Origin of the sequence: Arthrobacter sp. NtRootA1 (genome assembly GCF_019976975.1) — a bacterium.
GTDB lineage: Bacteria > Actinomycetota > Actinomycetes > Actinomycetales > Micrococcaceae > Arthrobacter > Arthrobacter aromaticivorans.
The window spans coordinates 101,683-122,174 of record NZ_AP024630.1; the positions used below are offsets into that span (position 1 = coordinate 101,683).

The window sequence follows — 20,492 nt, forward strand, 5'->3', positions numbered from 1 at the left end:
ATGACTGAGAGCCAATCGCCGCAGGACGGAAGCTTCGCGGCGCCACGGACTGGGGTCCCCGCCGGGACCGATCCATACTCGGGAAGTTACCTGGACTCACCGGTTGAAACCGACACCACTGGCATGGAAACCGATGCCAGCGCGGGGACTACCGGTTACGGAAGCACTACCGGGACCACATCCGGCGCGGGAACCATCGATTCGGCCAAGCACGAAGCCGCCGGAGTCGCCGGCACAGCGCGCGATGCGGCTGGCGGCGTCGTCGAAACCGCAAAGGCCGAGGCCGGAAATGTGGCCCAAGAGGTCAAGATGAACGCCCGGCAGTTGCTAACGCAAACCAAGGGCGAGCTGGCGGATCAGGCTGCTACCCAACAGCAGAGGGTTGCCGAGGGCTTGCGGTCCATTTCCGACGAACTGTCCACCATGGCCAATTCGACCCAAAACGGTGGCGTGGCCACGGATCTGGTCCAGCAAGCGGCCGAGCGCTCCTCCTCGGTTGCCCGGTGGCTGGAGAACCGGGATCCGGGTTCACTCCTGGATGAGGTCAAGAGCTTTGCCCGCCGTAAGCCGGGCACGTTCTTGCTGTTGGCTGCCGGTGCGGGTGTCCTCGCCGGACGTTTGGGCCGCGGAATGGCGGACAACTCGCCCATGACCGGGACGGGCACTTCGGATGCCACCACCCAGACCCCTCGCGCCATGTACTACCCAACCCAGGGCGGCGCTGTGTCACCTCCGGCAGTAGATCTGCCAGGTCCCCAGACGACGACCGCTGGCTACGGAACGACGGGTGCCGGAATGGACACTGGATACGGAACGACGGGTGCCGGATACGGAACGACAGCCGCTGGAACATCTGCGACAGGTGCCGGAACTGACACGGGGTACGACGCGGGCACCACTGGTGGCCTGGAAGGATCAACCATGCCCTACCCGGAAACCGACGCCGGTGGGGTAAAGGCGCAAGGAGATCCGCTCGCCCGTCCCGATGATCCCAGCGATCCCGATGATCCCGTATATGGAGGTCCCCGATGAGTAGTCCTGCCGACCTTCCTCCCACCGAAGCCCATCTCAAAGCCGAATCCGTACCGCTCGGCGAACTGCTGAGCGACCTGACGCGCGATGTCTCCACCTTGATGCGGCAGGAAGTTGAGCTGGCCAAGGTAGAGCTCAAGGAATCGGCCACCAAGGCCGGAAAGGGCGCAGGGATGATGGCCGGGGCCGCTTGGGCCGGGCATCTAACCGTGCTGTTCCTGTCCTTGGCGCTTTGGTGGGCCTTGGGTCAGCTCATAGGCCTGGGATGGTCCGCAGTTGTTGTGGCGGTCATTTGGGGCATAGTCGCAGCGGTGCTGGCCTCGATGGGACGCAAGGAATTGAACACCATCAAAGGCATGCCGCGCACCGCCGAGACAGTCAAGGAAATACCTCCAACCTTCAAACCGAATACTGAGGAGACACGATGACGCAGAACCCCGACGCCCTGCGCGCCGACATCGAACAAACTCGCAGGCGGCTCAGTACCAACGTTGACGCCGTTGCCGACAAGGTCACGCCCTCGCACATCGTCAACCGGAGGGTAGACAGGATCAAGACGGCGGTGTTTGGCGCCCGCGACGACGTTCAGGACAGGGCGGGCCACGTAGCCCACCAGGCCCAGGACGCTGTTTCCGGTGTGGTCGATGACATTGGCGACGCACCACAGGTGATCACACGAAAAGCCCAAGGCAACCCCATTGCTGCCGGCTTGATCGCCTTCGGTGCCGGTCTGCTGGTGTCCGCCCTGATTCCGCCGTCGGACAAGGAACGCGAGGCTGCCCACGCAATCAAGGAAGCAGCCCAGCCACTGACCGAGGAACTGGGACACGCCGCCCAGGAGATGGCCGAACACCTCAAGGAGCCGGCACAGGACGCTGTCCAGAACGTAAAAGACAGCGCCACTGAAGCAGCCGCCAACGTCAAGGACGAAGGCCAGGCCGCTGCTGCAGATGTGCAGGACCGCGCCGCGATGGCCAAGGACAACCTCGGCAACCAGTAATCGCGTTACCCGCCCAACTGAGTCGCAGTTAAGCCCGTTTTGAGATCTCAGAACGGCATTAACTGCGACTCAGTTGGGTTCGCGGGGCTGTTTCGCGGCTGCTGGCTAGCGCACTTCGAGGATCATTTGCAGTAGACGTGCTGCGGCGGGACGGGCAGCATGTTCTTCCACCCACTGTGCGCGGGCAAGTGCTTTGCTGACAGCCTGAGTGGTGATGCCGAGTTCCTGGGCCACAGCCTTTTGCTGCCCGCGGACGCCGGGGGTGAGGAGGTCCAGGACCCGCCACTCGGCCACGCTGCGGTGCTGCACGATGTGTCCGAGGAGTCGAAGGACCGCTTCGGCTTCTGCTGCCAAAGCCGTGAAGGGACCATCAACGGCAACAGGGACTCGTTCCTTCCCGCTGCGGAGACGATCGACAGCCCGCCGGGCATAGACCAGACCGTGCCCGGAAGCGTCTTTGACAAGGTTTGGAAGGGGTTCGTTGATGGGCCCCACACCGATTCCCACGTACCACTGACCGGTTCGGAGGGCGATCAGCGCTGTATCAACAGCGTGGTGGCCGGACTCGACGATGCCTTGCACCTCGTCCTCAACCGAACGGTCGAAGTCGAGCCGTGCCGGAACGTGCCGCAAGTCCTTGAGGAGCTGGGGCACGAGGTCGCCGTCGCGGCGGCTGTCGCGTTGGTTGATGGTCAGAGTGAACATAGTGGATCACATGCTACCGGCTGGTAGCCGCTGTGCAAGGGCTTGTTTTTCTTATTTCTTTCGCCCTTCCCTTGATCCAATCCACCTTCAGCTAGTCCAGTGCGGTGCGTCCGGTTACGACGACGGCGGGCAGCGCACCTGCCGCCAACCGGCGCGCGTCGGGTATTCCGGCGTCGCGCATCGCCGCCTGGATGGCTTCCACCAGAGGGACGGGATCTTCATTGGTGGAGAATACCCAGAATGTATCGCGTGCCTGAAAAACCAGCGCGTTCTTTCCGGCCACTCCCAGGGATGTCTTTTGCCGAGCCACCAAACGGCGGTCAGGATCAGTGCCATCCGCCGTGGTCACCGCCTTGATGTAGGCAGGTGCGATCTCCGCCCACGGAAACTCCAAAGTGGTGTACTGCTGGGAATACCTGGCCACGATCCCGCCGTCGAACACCAGGAGTTTGCGGAAGCTGCCCAAGAGCGTCATTGACCAGAGGACCAGGCCTGTAAGAGTGCTTGCCACGATGAACAGGACTGGATCCTCGAAGCGGCCGGGTTCCCGCGTGGAGGTGGCGGGACTGATGAACTCACCTATTGCGCCGAAAAGGAATCCAACCGCTAAGCAGGGGATGAGGAGCTTCCAAAAGATGCGGCGCGAGGACGCAATATGACGTAGCTGTCCAAGCTCGGGTCCGAGCCTGCGCTCAGTGCGCCTTACCAGCCAGTTACGGCCGCGCATCAGGGCGCTGGCCGTAGAGATTTGGCAGGTTCTGCCTTTCTGCCTCGGCGGCTTGGTGTGCGGCGACCACTTTGGGGTCCGGGACCGGCTGGCGGCCCTGCGCCATCCCGGATCGCCGATCAAAAGCTGCAAACTTTGGATCCCACGTATCGCCCGAGCTCCCGCTGAACGCCGCCAGAATCAGCATCACCACGAAGAACGGGAAGAAGGACCAGCAGATGGCACGCCAGCCGCCCAGCCAGGCGCCCGCCGTCGTACCGTCCTTGATCCGTACCGAACGCATGCCCGCGGCAGCATCGCCAACGCTGCCCGCAGTACCCCAGATCATGCCGTAAACGAACAAAGCAACGAACCAGAGAACAGCGTAGAGCGTCAGCCAAAAACCGTCGTTAAAGGCCAGAAGCGAGCCACTGTTCATCAGGGCATTGCGTGCAACGGCCACCATCGCGGCCAGGATGCCATATCCGGCAAGGAACACGATTGCGTCAAGTACGCGACCCCAGAAGTGGGCTCCTCCGGATGCTTTCACGAAGTATGCGCCGGTCTCGGGATGGCGGCGTACAGGGCGGCCATTGAGGGCATCAACCAAGCCAGTAGCGGTTTGGGACTTCGAATTGCTCATGGATCAGGCCAGCCCAGCCAGCCCGCCGAGGACACGGGCAAGGGTGGGGGCGGACGTCTCCTTCAGCTCAAGGGAGACTGATTCGTCTTCTACGCGGGGGGTAAGCACGTGCACGCTGGTGGGGCCGGTGTACACGGTGACAGTTGGAAAGTCGTTCTTATCAGAATTGAAGACCACCACGTTGCTGGCCGCCTGGGTATCGGCCAGGGCCGTTGCGGCGTATTCTTCGAACCCGGCCTCAGAGTAAACAGTGGGATCGGTGTCGCGGTTGGCCGCTGTGTTCGGGTCAACGAATTCAGCCAGGCGCGGAGCCAACTGATCCCGGGTGACAACGGTGAAGCCGTGCAGCCCGCCTTCGTCCACTTCCTCCAGCAGCACGCCGTCGTCGTGGAGGTAGCCGTAGAGCCAGCGCTTGCCAGTGGAAACGGTGCGTTCCACGGAGACCACGCTGCTGCCACTGCGGCGCAGTGTCAGGGCACCGGTTATTTCCTCGGTGGCGTGCAGCCGGGTGGGTTCGGTCTCGCCTTCAAAGATCACGGGGTAGACGAGTTCCTTGGCAAGCAGTCCACGCAGGGCCACAGCACACATCAGCTCCTTGCTGGCGTCCTGCGCTGTGAGCCACGGAAGGGCCACGATTTGCTCGTGCTGGACGCCGTCCAAGGCAACAACCTCTTCATCGGTCAACGTCGGCAAGGCCTTGCCTGTGGCGCTGGCCGACGCCAGGACCTTTGCCGCAGCCTGTACGTCCCGCTCGGTCCAATTCATGGTGCTGGTGGTCATCCGAATATCCCTCCGACAAAGTTCCCGACTGACTTGGCGGCATTACCGACCCCGTCTGCCACCTTACTGCCTACATCCTTGGCGAAATTGCCTACTTCCCGGGCGCCGTCGGCGATGTAGCTGCCAGGGTTCCGGGCGAAGTTGCTGATCGAATCCCAGTTGTCCGCCACCAGGTTGCCCAATGCCCAGGCGCCGGCAACGATGCCCGCGCCGATCACGATCGGGGCGCCAATGGGCCCCAGCAAGGCGGCGCCACCGGCCGTCATGAGCATGATGCTGCCCACCCCGCCCACTACGGACAGGCCGCCGGCTACCCGGTCGCCTGTACCGCGCCAGCCGTCGTGCTCCGGGCTGATCATGTCGCTGATACCGCCAACGATGTTCAACGGCGCCGCCAAGGCCCCCGCGATTCGAAGGCCCTTGGAGAATTTTGTGGCGTCTTGGAAAGCCTGGCTGTAGGGAATGTTCGCCTTGAGGTCGGTGATGACGTCAGTGACCTTCTCACCGCTGCGCAACGCGCTCAAAGCATCCCGCAGCACCGTACCGCCAGCCCGCCAGTTGGTGAGTACCTCGCGGGTCTTGACCCATTCGGCATGACCGAGCTTGCCGTACTTGTAGGCAGTCCAGAGCTGCGCGCCCAATTCCTTGACGCCCGTTGCTGTGTCATAGACGTCTTTCAGGACGCCCACCGATGTACCTGAGCCGTCATTGTGGCTGGCAAATTCCTGCTGGTTGGCGTGATTTTTGAGCTGGCCCGCGTTGTCCCTCAGCATGTTGGCGGCCTTCATAAGGCTCTGCCTGTGCTGGCTGTTCCAATCGCTCTTGAAGACTGTGGCATCGCGCCCCTGCCACGCCGTTGCAGAGTTGATGGCGTTGGACAACTGTGCGCTCTGCATATTGATGGCGTCAGCAGCCTTGCCCATGACGCCGGCCAGACTGCGAAGCTGCGCAATGTCCGCGCCGTAGAACCCAGCCATGTGGAACCCCCTGTGTACATGCGTCGTAAAGTCTCGTCCAAGCCTAGGCGGACCCTGAAGGTGGCGCGATGGGGAGCAGTGCCCATCAAAGCAACGCGAGGTCACTTACGGCCCATGTTTTAGCCAACAATGGGCCGTATCTGACCCCGCGTTGCTTAAAGCACGACGGCGACTGGTGCGGTTCACAGGGAACAGCACCAGCCGCCGTCGAGCCCAACTAGGTCGCACTTAGCGCGTTTTGAGCGTTCAAAACGCGCTTAAGTGCTACTCAGATGGGAATTAGTGGCCTTCGGCCGAGAAGCGCTTGATGGAAGCTTCCAGCTCGGCTTCGGCAGCGGCGCGATCGCCCCAGCCTTCAGCCTTGACCCACTTGCCGGGCTCCAGGTCCTTGTAACGGGTAAAGAAGTGCTCGATTTCCTTGATCAGGAATTCGCTGACGTCGCTGACTTCCTGGATGTGGTCGAAACGTGCATCAACCGGGACGCAGAGGACCTTGGCGTCTCCGCCGCCGTCGTCGGTCATGTTGAAAACGCCGATGGGGCGGGACTCAACGATGACGCCCGGGTGGAGGTCGAAGTCCTGCAGGAGCACCAGTGCGTCCAGGGGGTCGCCGTCTTCGCCCAGGGTGTTCTCGAAGAAACCGTAGTGCGTGGGGTACTGCATGGAGGTGAAGAGGACGCGGTCCAGGCGGACGCGGCCGGTTTCGTGGTCAACTTCGTACTTGACGCGCGATCCCTTGGGGATCTCGATGGTCACGTCGTGCTTCATGGCGTGCTCCTTGACGGGTGTGGGTGGGGCGCGGCAGGCGAAAGTGCAGCCAGCGCCGCCGACTACTATTGAGGATATAGCGAGAGGCCCGGGTTTCTTGAACCGGCGGGACATTTTCAGGACTGACAGGACCAAGCAACTGCATGAAGGGCGTTAAAAACGGGGGTGCCCGGAAGTGGGTGTCCACGGCGTGGGGGCGCTTGAAATGGCCGATGCTGTTGACGCTGGTCCTCCTGTGTCTGGGGGCGATCGTGGTGGCCGGCATGGTGCCAGGGCTCCTCAGCGCACCCAAGCCGTCACCATCCGCGCCGCCATGGCAGCAGGAGCCTGACCACCTTTCCGAGGCCAACGGCGTGCTTCCTTTGGATCCCGATGCCCCTGTGCCCGTACCGGCTGAGCTTTCGCGCCTTTTGAATGGCGCCCTGAAACCTTCCGGCGCCGGCAGCATTACTGGCATTGTCATGGACGCCTCCACAGGCACGGTCCTGTTCGACCGCGATGCCAACGCCAACCGAATCCCGGCGTCGAATATGAAGCTTTTGACCGCCGTCGCTGCTTTGAAGGCGCTCGGTCCCGAATCCCGCTTTACCACCCGTGTGCTGGCCGGTTCCGATGCGTCAACCGTGGTGCTGACGGGGGGAGGGGACGTGCTCCTCGGCGCAGGTGCCTCGGATCCTGAGGCCGTGATGGGCAGGTCAGGACTTGCAACCCTGGCCTCCGATACTGCCGCTTCCTTGGCTACCGCCGGGGTCAAAGGGCCCGTGACGGTGCAGGTGGATGATTCGCTGTTCAGCGGTGCGCCCCTCAATCCTGCGTGGAGCCTGGACGACGTCGCGGCTGGCGAAACTGCCCCCTTGTTTTCCCTTGCCCTGAATTCCGGGCGCTACTCACCCACGCTTACCACTGGGCCGCGTCCGCAGGATTCGGCCGTCACCACCGCCCAGGCTTTCGCCGAACAATTGGCCGCTGTCGGCGTGCAGGTGCGTCCCGGCGTCGAACGCGGCAAGGGCGTCCCCGCCAAGGTGCTGGCCGCCGCTGAATCCGCGACTGTGAGCGAGCAGGTGGACCTCATGCTGGAGACCTCGGACAACTTCCTGGCTGAGGCGCTTGGGCGGATGACCGCCATTGCGTCCGGACAGGAAGCGACGTACGACGGCGCCACTTCAGCCGTGCGCCAACGGCTGGGAGAGTTGGGAATCGCCACTGATCCCAAGCAGATGCAGTTGGCCGATGTCTCGGGCCTTGCCTTGGAGAACCAGGTCACTGCCCGCCAGTTTGCCGAGGTAGTCCGTGCCATCACCAGCGGACCGGACCTGAGTCTTCGGGCGGCCCTGGACGGATTCCCGGTGGCGGGCCTTACGGGCACCCTGGACGACAGGTACGTGGATCCGAGTACAGCCCAGGGTGCGGGCCTTGTCCGCGCCAAAACGGGGACGCTCAACACTGTCATCGCGCTGAGCGGGTACGTAGTGGACGCTGATGGACGCCTGCTGGTGTTCTCGTTCATCGGCAATGGCCTGGAACCGGGTGCGGCTGGAAACAAGGAGGCGATGGACCGTTCGGCATCGGTGCTGGCCTCGTGCGGCTGCCGCTAGCTCACCTACTCGGGTGGAGTGAGGGTCAGCGCGGAGCGAACTTAAAGGCCCATTGCCAGCCTCATGTGGTGTGATGGACCGTATGGTGTCATCTGCCCGAGATTCGTCAGCAGGGGCCCCGTCCCTGATCAATTGGGACCTGGCCGCCTCCACGGCTGCCCGGCTTACCCCGCCCGGTCCAGCGCTGAGCGCCGGGGAAATCGGCAAGGCGGTGGAGAACCTGCGCTTCAACGCCGATATCTCCGTGCCACATGTCCATGACATCACGGGGCTTGAAGCGGCGCGGGACCTGCGGGACTCGCACGTTCTCGTGGTGGACCGTGCCTCATGGTCCAAGGCCAACACCCAGAGCTTCTCCGTCATGCTCCAGCCTATTCTGGAGAAAATGCTGGAGTCCCGTGGCAGCCTGTCCATGACACCTGCTGCGGCTGCAGCCAGCGGAGCCATCACCGGCAGCCAACTCGGCGCCATCCTTGCTTTCCTGTCCAGTAAAGTCCTGGGCCAATACGATCCGTTCGCGGCCCTGGCCCCGGGCGCCCGCGTTCCTTCGGGCGGGCGGCTACTCCTTGTTGCACCCAACATCATCTCCGTCGAACGCGAACTCAACGTGCACCCGGACGACTTCAGGCTCTGGGTATGCCTTCACGAGCAAACGCACCGCGTTCAGTTCGCCGCAGCACCGTGGCTGCGGGACCACATGCTCGCCGAAATCGAAAAGCTCAGCAGCCATCTGCTGGGCAACATGGATTCCCTGGTTGAACGGGCGGCCGCGGTGGCCAAATCCCTGAAGGACCGTGCTGCATCCGGGAACGTGCCCAGCCGGGGCGCAATTCTGGACCTGCTGCAGGATCCCGAGGAGAAGGCTTCCCTATCCCACATCACTGCCGTCATGAGCCTCCTCGAAGGTCATGCCAATGTGGTGATGGATGCGGTGGATTCCAGCATCGTCCCGTCCGTGAAGACGATCCGCCAGCGGTTCAATGACCGCGGCAAGGACCGCGGCATCATCGAGAAGTTCATCCGTAACCTCCTCGGTCTCGACGCCAAGATGCGCCAGTACACAGATGGTGCAAAGTTCGTGCGCGAGGTTGTTGCGGTAGGCGGCATGGAAGGCTTCAACCGGGTGTGGAACTCGGCCGAAAACCTCCCCACCGAGGAAGAGATCCACAATTCCAGGATGTGGCTCGAGCGGATGGGGCTTTGAGCGCACCCGTATTTGATGGCCCCTCACATGGCGGTTCCAGCAGTGGTTCTGACAACGGTTCCGAGCATGCAGCAACAGGCAAGGGCCGACGCCGGCCCGGCCGTTTGGCGCCAGTCGTCGGCAAGGCGCGGAAGCAGTTGCAAAACGCCTTGGCCGCTGCGGGTTACCCGGAACGTGTGCTCGTAGCCTGCAGCGGAGGACCGGATTCGCTTGCGCTCGCCGCGGTGGCTGGATACTTCGCCCGGCGCGGCCACGTGGACGGGCATCCTATTTCGGTGGCCGGCGTGGTTGTCGACCACCAACTTCAGGCTGGCTCGGCAGACGTAGCTTCCCGGACGGCAGCTGTCCTGGGGGAACTGGGCCTCTCACCTGTGGAAGTCCGTACGGTGGAGGTCGCGTCCACTGGGTTCGGGCCCGAAGCTGCGGCCCGCGATGCCCGGCACGCAGCCCTCGAGGCGGCTGCGGATGACCTTGGCTGCGATCACATCCTGCTGGGGCACACCTTGGACGACCAAGCCGAACAGGTGCTCCTGGGCTTGGCCCGTGGTTCCGGCACCCGTTCTTTGGCCGGCATGAGGCCAATCCGGGGACGCCTGATGAGGCCCTTCCTTGGCCTGCGGCGGGAAGAGACCCTGGAAATCTGCGAGGTCGAGGAACTGCAGCCGTGGCATGATCCGAGCAACAGTGACTCTGCCTTCGCGCGCTCGCGGACACGCGTCGAGGTCATGCCGGTCCTCGAAGAAAAGCTGGGGCCGGGCGTTGCCGAGTCTTTGGCACGGACAGCCGCAATCCTTCAGCAGGACGCGGATTTCCTTGAGGATCTCGCAAACGAGACGTATCTCTCGCTGGTCCAGCGAACCGACGACGGCGCGTGGTTGCCAGAGGATGCCGTCCGCGGACTTCCTGCAGCGCTGAGGTTCCGAGTCATCGCCAAGGCAGCTGCCGACGTCGGGGGCCAACAACCCGGTTACGGACGGCTCCAGGCCGCGGAAGCGCTGCTTCGCCGCCAGGGTTCTGCCGGTCCTGTGGAACTTCCCGGCCACGTCAGTGTCTATCGCCTGTCGCTGAGTGATTTGGAGCAGGAACGGGCGGGTTCTTCCATTGCGTCGCCTGCTGCCGGGACGGGTGATTCGACCACCGGCGGTCCCCGGGAAGCCGCACCCTGTGGGAAGCTAGTATTCCGGCATCAGAAATCGCCCCAACAGTAGCCGCACCCGAGCATCAAAACAGGAGCCATTGGTGGATTCAAACGACGTCCAGGCAGATCTCAAGCACGTTCTTTACACCAAAGAGCAGATCCAAACGCGAATCGCTGAACTGGCGGCGCAGATCGACAAAGACTACGAAGGCCGCGAACTGCTGATCGTCGGTGTCCTCAAGGGTGCCGTCATGGTCATGGCGGACCTGGCGCGGGCCTTGCACAGCCACGTCAGCATGGACTGGATGGCAGTCTCTTCCTATGGCTCCGGCACCCAGTCCTCGGGCGTTGTCCGGATCCTCAAGGACCTCGATACCGACCTCATGGGCAAGGACGTGCTGATCGTCGAGGACATCATCGACTCCGGCCTCACACTTTCATGGCTCAAGTCCAACCTTGAATCCCGCGGTACGGCCAGCGTTGAGATCTGCACCGCTTTCCGTAAGCCGACCGCCGCCAAGGTCGAGATCGACGTCAAGTACGTCGGCTACGACATCCCCAACGAATTCGTTGTGGGCTACGGCCTGGACTACGCCGAGAAGTACCGCAACCTGGACTTCGTGGGCACGCTTGCCCCGCACGTTTACGAGTAACCACCCTTACTTACGCCCTTCACCGGACCATAAGGACGTGGGAAGCCGTTGACGAACAAAAGCATTGGCATCAAGGACGTAGCAGTTGCCGCTGGCGTGTCTGTCACCACTGTTTCCCACGTCCTGAATGACGTCGCTTACGCTCGCATCAGCCCGGAAACACGGGAAAAGGTCAAAGCTACGGCGGAACGTCTCGGCTATGGCCCAAACCGGCTGGCCCAGGCCCTGCGCACGCAACGGACCGGGATGCTGGGTCTGGTCAGTGAGGAAATCGCCACCACACCACACGCCGGGCGGATTATCCTGGGTGCGGATGAGGCCGCCAGGGCGCGCGGCTACAACCTGATGATCATTAACACCTCAGGTGCAGCAAGTGAGGAGTCCAGGCAGGCTGATGTCGAGGCTCTCCTGGAGCGGCGCGTGGATGGCATCCTGTACGCCACCATGTACCACCGCGAGGTCACTTTGCCGGAAAACCTGAGTTCAATTCCCGCGGTGCTTGTGGACTCCGAGAGCCTGGCCGGGAGCGTCGCTTCAGTAGTCCCCGATGAAGAGGGCGGGGCCAGGGTAGCCGTGCAAAGCCTCCTTGATGCCGGCCACCGGCGCATCGGTTTCCTGAACAACACCGACGACGTCCCGGCTACGCGGGACCGCTTGCGAGGCTTCCGGAACGCCTTGGATGAAGCAGGGCTCGACGGCGCTGCCGCACCGGTGGAGTCCGAACTCTCGGAGGTGCTGGGCGGCTATGTTGCCGCTTTGCGGATGTTGAAGCGAAAGGACCGGCCCACGGGCCTGTTCTGCTACAACGACCGCATGGCCATGGGGGCCTACCGTGCAGCGGCCGAGGTAGGAATCAGCATTCCCAATGAACTGTCCGTGGTGGGTTTCGACGATCAGGAACTCATCGCGGCCAATCTCTACCCTGGCCTGACAACAGTGGCGTTGCCCCACTATGAGATGGGTGCCTGGGCCACTGAACGCCTGATCGATGCCATTGAGGGCAAGGCAGACCTCACCGTCCTGGCAGCGAAACCGACGATTCTTCAGTGTCCCTTGGTGACCCGCGAATCCATTACGAATCCCCATCCAGGGCTGTCCTAGCGCGGCGTAGGCGAGTATCCTGTGTACGCCCAGAGGGAACTTTTGAGCATTCCAGTGCGTGAATAACTGGGAACGGTGTATAGCTAGAAACTGAAGCAGCACCATTCGCGCGCAGAAGTTGCGCCTCGCAGCACTACCAGGAGGGACGGGGCAAAACCCCGATCAGATGAAAGCTAAGAGTTTCTTCAAGGGCCCGGGCATCTGGATTGTTGTCGTCGTCGGCTTGCTCCTGGTGGCATTCGCAACGCTGGCTCCGGGCGGTTCCACACGTATCGACACCAAGGACGGCCTCGAACTCCTCGCGCAAAGCGGCAAGGTGGAGCAGGCCAAGATATTCGACGCCGAGAACCGCGTTGACTTGGTGCTCAAAGACAACCTGAACATCGATGGCCAGGACAAGGGCAAGAACGTCCAGTTCTTCTACGTCACGGACCGTGGCCCGGACGTCGTCAAGGCCGTTACCAGCGCCAACCCGGACAAGGGCTTCACTGACCAGCCGATCGAGAACAACTGGTTCTCCGGACTGTTCTCCTTGCTCATCCCCGTGCTGCTGCTCGGTGTGCTGTTCTGGTTCCTGCTTTCCCGGATGCAGGGTGGCGGCTCCAAGGTGATGCAGTTCGGCAAGTCCAAGGCCAAGCTGGTCAACAAGGACATGCCGCAGGTGACCTTCTCTGACGTCGCCGGTGCTGACGAAGCCGTCGAAGAGCTCCAGGAAATCAAGGAATTCCTCCAGGAACCCTCAAAGTTCCAGGCCGTTGGTGCCAAGATCCCCAAGGGTGTGCTGCTGTACGGCCCTCCAGGCACTGGTAAGACACTGCTGGCCCGCGCCGTTGCGGGTGAAGCAGGCGTTCCCTTCTTCTCCATCTCCGGCTCGGACTTCGTTGAAATGTTCGTGGGCGTTGGTGCTTCGCGCGTCCGTGACCTGTTCGAACAAGCCAAGGCGAGTTCCCCAGCCATCATCTTCGTGGACGAAATCGATGCCGTAGGCCGCCATCGTGGCGCAGGCATCGGTGGCGGTAACGACGAACGCGAGCAGACCCTGAACCAGCTCCTAGTGGAGATGGACGGCTTCGACGTCAAGACGAACGTCATCCTCATCGCAGCCACCAACCGTCCGGACGTGCTGGACCCGGCGCTGCTTCGCCCGGGCCGCTTCGACCGTCAGATCACCGTCGAGGCCCCGGATATGGTGGGCCGCGAGCAAATCCTGAACGTCCATGCAAAGGGCAAGCCGATGGCCCAGGGCATTGACCTTCGGGCTGTTGCCAAGAAGACCCCCGGGTACACCGGTGCTGACCTGGCCAACGTCCTCAACGAGGCAGCCTTGCTGACGGCACGTTCAAACGCCAACCTCATTGATGACCGCGCCCTGGACGAGGCAATCGACCGCGTCATGGCAGGCCCGCAGAAGCGCAGCCGCGTGATGAAGGAACTCGAGCGCAAGATCACCGCCTACCACGAAGGCGGGCACGCACTGGTTGCTGCCGCCCTGCGCAACTCCGCTCCGGTCACTAAGATCACCATCCTTCCCCGTGGCCGTGCCCTTGGGTACACCATGGTGATTCCTGAGGACGACAAGTACTCGGTAACGCGCAACGAATTGCTGGACCAGATGGCCTACGCCATGGGTGGCCGCGTGGCCGAGGAAATCGTGTTCCATGACCCGTCCACCGGTGCGTCCAATGACATCGAGAAGGCCACCTCCACGGCCCGGAAGATGGTTACCCAGTACGGCATGAGCGAACGGGTTGGTGCCGTGAAGCTCGGCCAAGGCGGCGGCGAGCCGTTCCTCGGCCGCGATGCCGCGCAGGAGCGCAACTTCTCGGACCAGATCGCCTACGTTGTGGACGAGGAAGTGCGTCGCCTGATCGATCAGGCACACGACGAGGCTTACGCCATCCTCACCGAAAACCGCGATGTCCTCGACCGGCTGGCACTGGAACTGCTTGAGCGCGAAACCCTCAACCAGGCCGAGATCGCCGAGATCTTCCACGACATCCGCAAGCGCGATTTCCGTGAGATCTGGCTGTCCAAGGAGTCCCGCCCTGTCCAGTCGATTCCGCCGGTCGAGTCGCGCGCAGAAAAGGCTGAGCGCGAGGCCCAGGAAGAAGCCAAGAAGGCCCGTCTGGACGAGCCACTGGATGCCGTAGCCCCGCATGCGCAGGGTGTCAGCAGCCAGGAGTCATTCCAGTCACCGGGAGCCGACGGCGGCAACGACTCTCCGCTTCACGGCTAAGCTTTCTGCTGTGACTCATTTCGACGACGACGACCTCGCCGCCGTCCACGGCTCAGCCGCGGACGCTAAGCGGGGCCACAAAGTAGACCGCCCGCGCATCGAAGCAGCAGTACGCGAAATCCTGCTTGCTATTGGTGAAGACCCTGACCGCGGAGGCCTGCAGGACACACCCAAGCGTGTTGCCAAGGCCTATGCGGAGGTCTTCGCGGGCCTGCACCAGCATCCGGCGGAGGTCCTCTCCACCACGTTTGACCTTGACCACGAAGAGCTTGTCCTCGTGAAGGACATTCCCTTCTACTCGACGTGCGAACACCACCTGGTGCCGTTCCACGGGGTGGCTCATGTTGGTTATATTCCGTCACATGACGGCAAGGTTACGGGCCTGAGCAAGCTGGCCCGTTTGGTGGATATCTATGCGCGCAGGCCACAGGTGCAGGAGCGGCTCACAACGCAGATTGTTGAGGCCCTGGTTAAGCACCTCAACCCGCGCGGGGCGATTGTCGTCGTCGAATGCGAACACATGTGCATGTCCATGCGCGGCATCCGCAAGCCCGGCGCCAAGACTGTCACCAGCGCGGTGCGCGGTCAGCTCCATGACCCGGCCACCCGCGCCGAGGCCATGAGCCTCATACTCGGAAGGTAAGCAATATATGGATTCCCTCGCTGCAGCACCCGGAACCGGCCCGGCCACAAGCCCACTGCCGGTTCTCCGCAAGCCGCGGCCCGCTGCCAGATTCGAAGACCTGCCTACGGACCGCACGCTCGTCATGGGAATTCTCAATGTCACCCCGGATTCCTTTAGCGACGGCGGCAACCACCGCACGCCTGACACCGCCATCGCGCTTGGCTTGCGTATGTTCTATGCCGGGGCGGACATCATCGACGTCGGTGGCGAGTCCACGCGCTCCGGCGCTGAACCCGTTTCGCCTGAAGAAGAGCAGCGCCGGGTCCTTCCGGTGATCCAGGCGCTGGTCAAGGCCGGTGCGCTGGTGAGCATCGACACCATGCACACGTCCACTGCTGCTGCCGCCGTGGAGGCCGGTGCTGCGATCATCAACGATGTCTCCGGCCTGACCATCGAGCCGGACATGCCTGAGCTCGTGGCGCGCACCAAGGTTCCGTACATCCTCACGCATCGTCGTGGGGATGCCCGCACCATGGACGCCCTCGCGGAATACAACAACGTGACGGAAGAGGTGGTGGCGGAGCTCAGCGGTATCCGCGACAAACTGTATGCAGCGGGCGTTGCTCCCGAGCAGATCATCGTTGACCCCGGGATTGGCTTCTCCAAGAACGAGGACCAGAACTGGGAAATCCTCAAGAACCTGGACAAGCTGTTCGCACTCGGCCACAAGGTTATGGTGGCTGCGTCACGCAAGCGGTTCCTAGGCTCGCTCCTCACTGTTGCCGGCAAGTCTGCCGCGCCGCTGGAGCGGGATGCCGCCACGGCAGCTATCACCGCCCTGAGCGCCGCGAAGGGCGCCTGGGCTGTCCGCGTCCACGACGTCGGTCCCAGCCTTGACGCCGTCAAGGTTGCCGCTCGAATCGCCCGCTGACCGGAGGACCTTGTGGACAGGATCACGCTGACCGGTGTCACCGCCGTCGGCCATCACGGAGTGTTCGATTTCGAGCGCCGGGACGGTCAGCCGTTCGTCGTGGACGCCGTCCTTCATACTGACTTCAGCAAGGCCGCGGAGACGGATGACCTCCAGTACACCGCGCACTACGGCGAGGTGGCTGAGCTCATTACCTCGCACATTGAGGGCGAGCCGCTGAACCTGATTGAAGGTTTGGCCGTGCGGATCGCCGATGGCATCCTCGCCAATTACAACGTGGCCGCCGTCGATGTCACCGTCCACAAGCCGAAGGCGCCCATCGAGGTTCCGTTCGGCGATGTCACCGTGAGTGTCCACAGGGAGCGACCATGAACTCCGGATACACCAAAGCGATCCTTGCCCTAGGCAGCAACCTTGGTGAGCGGAACGACACCCTATCCACAGCCGTCGCCGATCTCGTGGACCCACCGGACGTTAGGCTCCTTGGAGTGTCTCCGGTTGTCCAGACCAAGGCGGTCGGCGGCCCGGAAGGCCAACCCGATTTCCTGAACATGGTCATGGCAGTCGAGACAACGCTTAGTCCCCTTGAGCTGCTGCAGCACTGCCATGACGTCGAGCAGAAGCACCACCGCACCCGTGAAGTGCGGTGGGGTCCGCGGACGCTGGACGTGGACATCATCGTTTTCGGTGATGTGGTCAGCGACGACCCCGTCCTGACCCTGCCTCATCCGAGGGCGGCCGAACGGGCCTTTGTCCTGTACCCGTGGTCCCTGTTGGAGCCGAACGCCCAACTGAACGGGCGGAGCGTTGCAGAGTTGGCCGCCGTGGCTGATGACATGCCCGACATCCGTCGCTTCGACGGCTACGGCGACATCGCCGGTGTTCCTGCGACGGGAGCGGTGGAGTAGCAGTGAAGCCCATGCGCCCCGCGGTCCTGGTCCTCATTGCCATCATCGCTGCCGCCATCGGTTGGCTGGCCACCGCGGCAACGAACCGCTTCAGCATGCCCACTCCCGTGCTTCCGGTCTCCGCACTGGTAACCATGGGCGTCATCGCCGTGCTCACCCTGATTATGGGGATCCGGGTGCTGCGGTGGCGCAACGGCAAGAAGAAGAACCTGCTGAACCCGATCCTGGCCGCCAGGACGCTGATTCTTGCCCAGGCATGCGCATATGCAGGGACGCTCCTTCTGGGCTGGCATGCTGGCATCTCGTTTGACCTTCTGCGGGTCGGAACCTTGCGCAGTGGTGAAGGCATCCTGTGGAACGCCGTCTTGATGGGCGGTGGTGGCGTGGTGATGGTGATCGTCGGCTTGGTGGTCGAGAGGTTCTGCCGGATCCCACCGGAGGACCTCGAAGGTGGCGCCCCTGGACCGGAAACCCGCCGCGGGGAAGCAAAAGGCGAAGGCGAGTATGCGTACCGAGGCGATTGACCCTCCCGGCGTCCAGTGGCTGAGGGTCTCCCCGAAGTACGTCACGGTCCGCTTGGTGGAGTGGGCCATCGGAAACCTGGTGATGGTGGCGATCCTCAGCCTTCCCCTCGTGTTTGTGCAGCTGGGTTGGTGGCGTTGGCCTCCGCTGTGGCTCGCCATCGCGGTGCCTGCGGTGATGCTCGTTCTGGCGTTGTGGCGGCTCGTGCTGATTCCGCGTCAGGTCCGCGCAATCGGCTACGCGGAGCGCGATGACGATCTCCTCATCCGTCGTGGCATCTTTTTCCAGCGCACCATGGTGGTCCCGTACGGACGCATGCAGTACGTGGATGTGTCTGTTGGTCCGGTGGAACGTGGACTGGGACTCTGTACTTTGAAGCTCCACACGGCGTCCGCCGGAACCAGCGCATACCTGCCCGGGCTTCCTGCCGGGGAAGGCGCACGGCTGCGTGAACAGCTCTCGGCACGTGGAGAAGCCAGGCTGGCCGGGCTGTGAGCCCGGACGGTAGCGCCACCGTAGGCCTCCCAGCTAAAGCCGACGACGGCGATTGGCGGCGCGTGCATCCAGCATCGCCGTTCGTGCGCGGCTGGGTGGCGCTTGCCGCCGTCGGATACTTTTTCGGTCGCGATGCCTTTGAACGCATGCTGCAGGGCCGTGACATCCTCGATCCCAACCTCAACGGACGGGTGCCCTGGCTGTTGGCCGGTGGAGGCATTCTGCTTCTCCTGACCGTGGGTGGATTCATCCTGAGTTGGTACTTCACGCGTTATCAGGTGGCCGAGGGCTATGTCCGGGTCAACACCGGCTTCGTGTTCAAGCAGCAGCGGCAGGCGCGGTTGGACCGTGTCCAGGCGATCGACATCGTGCAGCCCCTCTTGGCGAGGATCTTTGGCCTCGCTGAACTCAAGTTTGAAGTGGCCGACGCCGGCGAATCGGCCGTGCGGCTCGCTTACCTTCCGCTGGACCAAGCCAAACAGCTGCGCGCCACTATTCTTGCCCGTGCCGCTGGAGTGGTGAGTGGACCGGAGACTCCGGAAGCTGTCCCCGAAGCGCCGGAGTACGTTGTCTTGTCAGTGCCGCCTTCCCGCCTTATTGGCTCGCTCCTGCTGAGCGAGCAAACCGTCGGTATCCTGCTCGGAGCCGTGGCGTCCATCGCGATCTCTGTTTACACCGAAAACGGCGCCATCTTCCTGGCGCTTATCCCGGCGGTGCTGGGCATCGGTGCTGCTTATTGGAGCTCATTCAACAAGGGCTACAACTTCACCGCCGCGATTTCTCCTGATGGGATCCGGCTGCGCTACGGGCTCCTGGACACCCAGGCCCAGACTTTGCCCCCGGGCCGAATCCAGGCGCTGAAAGTCACTCAGCCGCCCATTTGGAGGATCTTCGGCTGGTACCGCATGCAGGTTAACGTGGCGGGCTACGGTGGTGCGGCAGGCAATGAGAACGCTGCCCGGACTACGTTGCTCCCGGTGGGCATGAAGCCGGACGTGATGCGGATGCTGTCCCTCGTGCTGCCGGACCCGGGTGTTGAGGATCCGGAACGGGTTTTCACTTCCGGGCTGGAAGGGTTGGCTGGGCTTGGGGGTGTGGCTGGGCTTGGGGGTGGGACACCGGCGGGTTCTGGCTCAGCCGGTTCTACCTCCACGGATGGTTTCGTCACTACTCCGCGCCGCGCCCGGCTCCTGGCGCCGCTGGGTTGGCGGCGCAATGGTTTCCTGGCCACGCGAACGGCATTGTTGATTCGATCCGGCCGATGGTGGCGCACCTTGGTCCTGGTTCCCCATCAGCGCACGCAGTCCATGGCCTTGCAGCAAGGTCCGCTCGCGCGGCGTTTCGGTGTGGCCGATCTTGTTTTCCACACTACGGCGGGACCTGTGGTGCCACGCCTCTATCAGGCTGATGTGGAGCAGGCTGTGCAGCTTTTCGACCAGCAGGCAGCCCGTGCCCGCGAGGCCAGAAAGCGGCAGACCAGCGAGCAATGGCTTGCGGAGGTAAGCGGCCAGGCCCCACCCCAATCGCTACCGCAAGCACCAACACAGGAGGACCCCCAGCATGGTTAGGCCAGGAAGACTCGGAGTCGGCATCATCGGCGCCGGCAAGGTGGGTGCCGTCCTGGGCGCCGCTTTGCGCGCGGCCGAGCACGCCGTCGTCGGGGTTTCTGCGGTATCCGAAGCGAGCCGCGAGCGGGCAGAGACACTGCTGCCGGGAGTCCCGATCCTTGGGATCCAGGAGATCGTGGAGCGCTCTGAACTGGTGCTGCTTGCCGTTCCTGACGATGCCCTCGGCGAGCTTGTTGCTGGACTCGCGAAGCTCGGTGCGTGGCAACCCGGCCAACTGGTGGCTCACACCTCCGGCCGTTTCGGAGTCGGGATCCTGCAGCCGATCCGCGCGGCCGGCGCAATTCCGCTGGCGATGCATCCCGCCATGACTTTCACAGGTATGAGCCTTGACCTGACCCGGCTCATGGATTGCACGTTTGGAATCACCGCCGACGCTGCGATGTTGCCGATTGCCCAAGCACTGGTTGTGGAGATGGGTGCCGAGCCGGTAGCGATTGCCGAGGCAGACCGAACCCTGTACCACGCGGCCCTCGCGCACAGCTCCAACCACATGGTGACGCTTGTTGCGCAGGCGTCGCAGTTGCTGCGGGAAATCGGCGTCGAATCACCGGAGTCCATGCTGGGTCCATTGCTGCGGGCCACACTCGAGAACGCTCTTGCGAGCGGAGAATCTGCGTTGACCGGTCCCGTCGCGCGCGGCGACGTAGGCACCGTTGCTGCGCACGCCCAGGCGCTGAAAGAATACGACGGCGGAGCGGGCGGCGACGTGCTCGCGGCCTATCAGGCCATGGCCCGGGCGACGGCCCGGCGTGCCGGAAACCGCGGACTGCTGCGCCCTGAACAACTGACTGACATTGGCGAGGCCTTGGGAACAGAGCCCACCGCGCCGGAAGGAATCTGAACAG

At 63.1% G+C, this 20,492-nt stretch carries 23 protein-coding genes; 17 read left to right on the top strand and 6 right to left on the bottom strand.

The window, feature by feature from the left end; all coding sequences use genetic code 11:
- From LDN90_RS00505 to LDN90_RS00515, 3 genes are read left to right on the top strand one after another with little or no spacing between them, the layout of a single operon-like run.
- Positions 1-1,032 (top strand): hypothetical protein, encoded by a 1,032-nt coding sequence (locus tag LDN90_RS00505; protein ID WP_223947505.1) that lies wholly within the window; start codon positions 1-3, stop codon positions 1,030-1,032.
- A complete protein-coding gene (locus LDN90_RS00510; protein ID WP_216924230.1) occupies positions 1,029-1,460 on the top strand; it encodes a phage holin family protein in 432 nt (143 codons plus the stop codon). Before LDN90_RS00505 ends, LDN90_RS00510 begins: the two co-directional genes overlap by 4 nt.
- Positions 1,457-2,032: a DUF3618 domain-containing protein gene (locus tag LDN90_RS00515; protein WP_223947506.1), complete on the top strand. Its 576-nt coding sequence runs from the start codon at positions 1,457-1,459 to the stop codon at positions 2,030-2,032. The genes LDN90_RS00510 and LDN90_RS00515 overlap by 4 nt, the downstream gene beginning before the upstream one ends.
- A gap of 105 nt (positions 2,033-2,137) precedes the next feature.
- Here the strand turns inward: LDN90_RS00515 and LDN90_RS00520 are convergent, their stop codons facing one another.
- The 6 genes from LDN90_RS00520 to LDN90_RS00545 form a co-directional block, all read right to left on the bottom strand.
- Positions 2,138-2,737 carry a hypothetical protein gene (locus tag LDN90_RS00520; protein ID WP_216924227.1) on the bottom strand — a complete coding sequence of 200 codons (600 nt, stop codon included), beginning with the start codon at positions 2,735-2,737 and terminating at the stop codon, positions 2,138-2,140.
- A 91-nt stretch (positions 2,738-2,828) separates the two neighbouring features.
- Complete coding sequence (locus LDN90_RS00525) at positions 2,829-3,248, bottom strand: hypothetical protein (RefSeq protein ID WP_223947507.1); 420 nt, start codon at positions 3,246-3,248, stop codon at positions 2,829-2,831.
- Positions 3,249-3,450: 202 nt separating this feature from the next.
- Positions 3,451-4,086, bottom strand: coding sequence for an RDD family protein (locus LDN90_RS00530; RefSeq protein WP_223947508.1), 636 nt, complete (start codon positions 4,084-4,086; stop codon positions 3,451-3,453).
- A gap of 3 nt (positions 4,087-4,089) precedes the next feature.
- On the bottom strand, positions 4,090-4,866 hold the full coding sequence (locus LDN90_RS00535) for a hypothetical protein (RefSeq protein ID WP_223947509.1): 777 nt from the start codon (positions 4,864-4,866) through the stop codon (positions 4,090-4,092).
- On the bottom strand, positions 4,863-5,843 hold the full coding sequence (locus LDN90_RS00540; protein WP_223947510.1) for a hypothetical protein: 981 nt from the start codon (positions 5,841-5,843) through the stop codon (positions 4,863-4,865). The genes LDN90_RS00535 and LDN90_RS00540 overlap by 4 nt, the downstream gene beginning before the upstream one ends.
- A gap of 279 nt (positions 5,844-6,122) precedes the next feature.
- Complete coding sequence (locus LDN90_RS00545) at positions 6,123-6,611, bottom strand: inorganic diphosphatase (protein WP_144663396.1); 489 nt, start codon at positions 6,609-6,611, stop codon at positions 6,123-6,125.
- Between the two features lie 143 nt (positions 6,612-6,754).
- Here LDN90_RS00545 and dacB point away from each other — a divergent pair, with 143 nt between their 5' ends.
- The 14 genes from dacB (at position 6,755) to LDN90_RS00615 (ending at position 20,488) form a co-directional block, all read left to right on the top strand.
- Positions 6,755-8,206 carry a D-alanyl-D-alanine carboxypeptidase/D-alanyl-D-alanine-endopeptidase gene (dacB, locus tag LDN90_RS00550; protein ID WP_223947511.1) on the top strand — a complete coding sequence of 484 codons (1,452 nt, stop codon included), beginning with the start codon at positions 6,755-6,757 and terminating at the stop codon, positions 8,204-8,206.
- Positions 8,207-8,288: 82 nt separating this feature from the next.
- Positions 8,289-9,410: a zinc-dependent metalloprotease gene (locus LDN90_RS00555; protein WP_223947512.1), complete on the top strand. Its 1,122-nt coding sequence runs from the start codon at positions 8,289-8,291 to the stop codon at positions 9,408-9,410.
- 137 nt (positions 9,411-9,547) lie between these two features.
- Positions 9,548-10,618 (top strand): tRNA lysidine(34) synthetase TilS, encoded by a 1,071-nt coding sequence (gene tilS / locus LDN90_RS00560; RefSeq protein ID WP_346347011.1) that lies wholly within the window; start codon positions 9,548-9,550, stop codon positions 10,616-10,618.
- A 31-nt stretch (positions 10,619-10,649) separates the two neighbouring features.
- Entirely contained in the window at positions 10,650-11,201 is a 552-nt protein-coding gene (gene hpt, locus LDN90_RS00565) for a hypoxanthine phosphoribosyltransferase (protein ID WP_216924216.1), read from the top strand.
- A 48-nt stretch (positions 11,202-11,249) separates the two neighbouring features.
- Positions 11,250-12,302: a LacI family DNA-binding transcriptional regulator gene (locus LDN90_RS00570; RefSeq protein WP_223947513.1), complete on the top strand. Its 1,053-nt coding sequence runs from the start codon at positions 11,250-11,252 to the stop codon at positions 12,300-12,302.
- 166 nt (positions 12,303-12,468) lie between these two features.
- Positions 12,469-14,538, top strand: a complete 2,070-nt coding sequence (gene ftsH, locus LDN90_RS00575; RefSeq protein WP_216924212.1) for an ATP-dependent zinc metalloprotease FtsH — start codon at positions 12,469-12,471, stop codon at positions 14,536-14,538.
- 10 nt (positions 14,539-14,548) lie between these two features.
- Positions 14,549-15,181 (top strand): GTP cyclohydrolase I FolE, encoded by a 633-nt coding sequence (gene folE / locus LDN90_RS00580; protein WP_216924210.1) that lies wholly within the window; start codon positions 14,549-14,551, stop codon positions 15,179-15,181.
- Positions 15,182-15,188: 7 nt separating this feature from the next.
- Positions 15,189-16,094, top strand: coding sequence for a dihydropteroate synthase (folP, locus tag LDN90_RS00585; RefSeq protein WP_216924208.1), 906 nt, complete (start codon positions 15,189-15,191; stop codon positions 16,092-16,094).
- A gap of 12 nt (positions 16,095-16,106) precedes the next feature.
- Complete coding sequence (gene folB, locus LDN90_RS00590; protein WP_223947514.1) at positions 16,107-16,466, top strand: dihydroneopterin aldolase; 360 nt, start codon at positions 16,107-16,109, stop codon at positions 16,464-16,466.
- Positions 16,463-17,002, top strand: coding sequence for a 2-amino-4-hydroxy-6-hydroxymethyldihydropteridine diphosphokinase (gene folK / locus LDN90_RS00595; protein ID WP_223947515.1), 540 nt, complete (start codon positions 16,463-16,465; stop codon positions 17,000-17,002). The genes folB and folK overlap by 4 nt, the downstream gene beginning before the upstream one ends.
- Positions 17,003-17,004: 2 nt before the next feature.
- Positions 17,005-17,526: a DUF3180 domain-containing protein gene (locus LDN90_RS00600; RefSeq protein WP_216924203.1), complete on the top strand. Its 522-nt coding sequence runs from the start codon at positions 17,005-17,007 to the stop codon at positions 17,524-17,526.
- Positions 17,507-18,019 carry a PH domain-containing protein gene (locus LDN90_RS00605; protein WP_216924201.1) on the top strand — a complete coding sequence of 171 codons (513 nt, stop codon included), beginning with the start codon at positions 17,507-17,509 and terminating at the stop codon, positions 18,017-18,019. The genes LDN90_RS00600 and LDN90_RS00605 overlap by 20 nt, the downstream gene beginning before the upstream one ends.
- Positions 18,016-19,587 carry a PH domain-containing protein gene (locus LDN90_RS00610; protein WP_223947516.1) on the top strand — a complete coding sequence of 524 codons (1,572 nt, stop codon included), beginning with the start codon at positions 18,016-18,018 and terminating at the stop codon, positions 19,585-19,587. Before LDN90_RS00605 ends, LDN90_RS00610 begins: the two co-directional genes overlap by 4 nt.
- Positions 19,580-20,488, top strand: a complete 909-nt coding sequence (locus LDN90_RS00615; RefSeq protein WP_223947517.1) for a DUF2520 domain-containing protein — start codon at positions 19,580-19,582, stop codon at positions 20,486-20,488. Before LDN90_RS00610 ends, LDN90_RS00615 begins: the two co-directional genes overlap by 8 nt.
- The last annotated feature ends 4 nt before the right edge of the window (positions 20,489-20,492 follow it).

Bases quoted from the DNA above. Each gene is read 5' to 3' on its own strand.
- LDN90_RS00510 (WP_216924230.1), top strand. From the start codon at position 1,029: ATGAGTAGTCCTGCCGACCTTCCTCCCACCGAAGCCCATCTCAAAGCC.
- LDN90_RS00615 (WP_223947517.1), top strand. From the start codon at position 19,580: ATGGTTAGGCCAGGAAGACTCGGAGTCGGCATCATCGGCGCCGGCAAG.
- LDN90_RS00515 (WP_223947506.1), top strand. From the start codon at position 1,457: ATGACGCAGAACCCCGACGCCCTGCGCGCCGACATCGAACAAACTCGC.
- LDN90_RS00555 (WP_223947512.1), top strand. From the start codon at position 8,289: ATGGTGTCATCTGCCCGAGATTCGTCAGCAGGGGCCCCGTCCCTGATC.
- LDN90_RS00520 (WP_216924227.1), bottom strand. From the start codon at position 2,737: ATGTTCACTCTGACCATCAACCAACGCGACAGCCGCCGCGACGGCGAC.
- ftsH (WP_216924212.1), top strand. From the start codon at position 12,469: ATGAAAGCTAAGAGTTTCTTCAAGGGCCCGGGCATCTGGATTGTTGTC.
- LDN90_RS00530 (WP_223947508.1), bottom strand. From the start codon at position 4,086: ATGAGCAATTCGAAGTCCCAAACCGCTACTGGCTTGGTTGATGCCCTC.
- dacB (WP_223947511.1), top strand. From the start codon at position 6,755: ATGAAGGGCGTTAAAAACGGGGGTGCCCGGAAGTGGGTGTCCACGGCG.
- LDN90_RS00605 (WP_216924201.1), top strand. From the start codon at position 17,507: ATGCGTACCGAGGCGATTGACCCTCCCGGCGTCCAGTGGCTGAGGGTC.
- LDN90_RS00505 (WP_223947505.1), top strand. From the start codon at position 1: ATGACTGAGAGCCAATCGCCGCAGGACGGAAGCTTCGCGGCGCCACGG.
- folK (WP_223947515.1), top strand. From the start codon at position 16,463: ATGAACTCCGGATACACCAAAGCGATCCTTGCCCTAGGCAGCAACCTT.
- LDN90_RS00545 (WP_144663396.1), bottom strand. From the start codon at position 6,611: ATGAAGCACGACGTGACCATCGAGATCCCCAAGGGATCGCGCGTCAAG.
- LDN90_RS00540 (WP_223947510.1), bottom strand. From the start codon at position 5,843: ATGGCTGGGTTCTACGGCGCGGACATTGCGCAGCTTCGCAGTCTGGCC.
- folP (WP_216924208.1), top strand. From the start codon at position 15,189: ATGGATTCCCTCGCTGCAGCACCCGGAACCGGCCCGGCCACAAGCCCA.
- LDN90_RS00535 (WP_223947509.1), bottom strand. From the start codon at position 4,866: ATGACCACCAGCACCATGAATTGGACCGAGCGGGACGTACAGGCTGCG.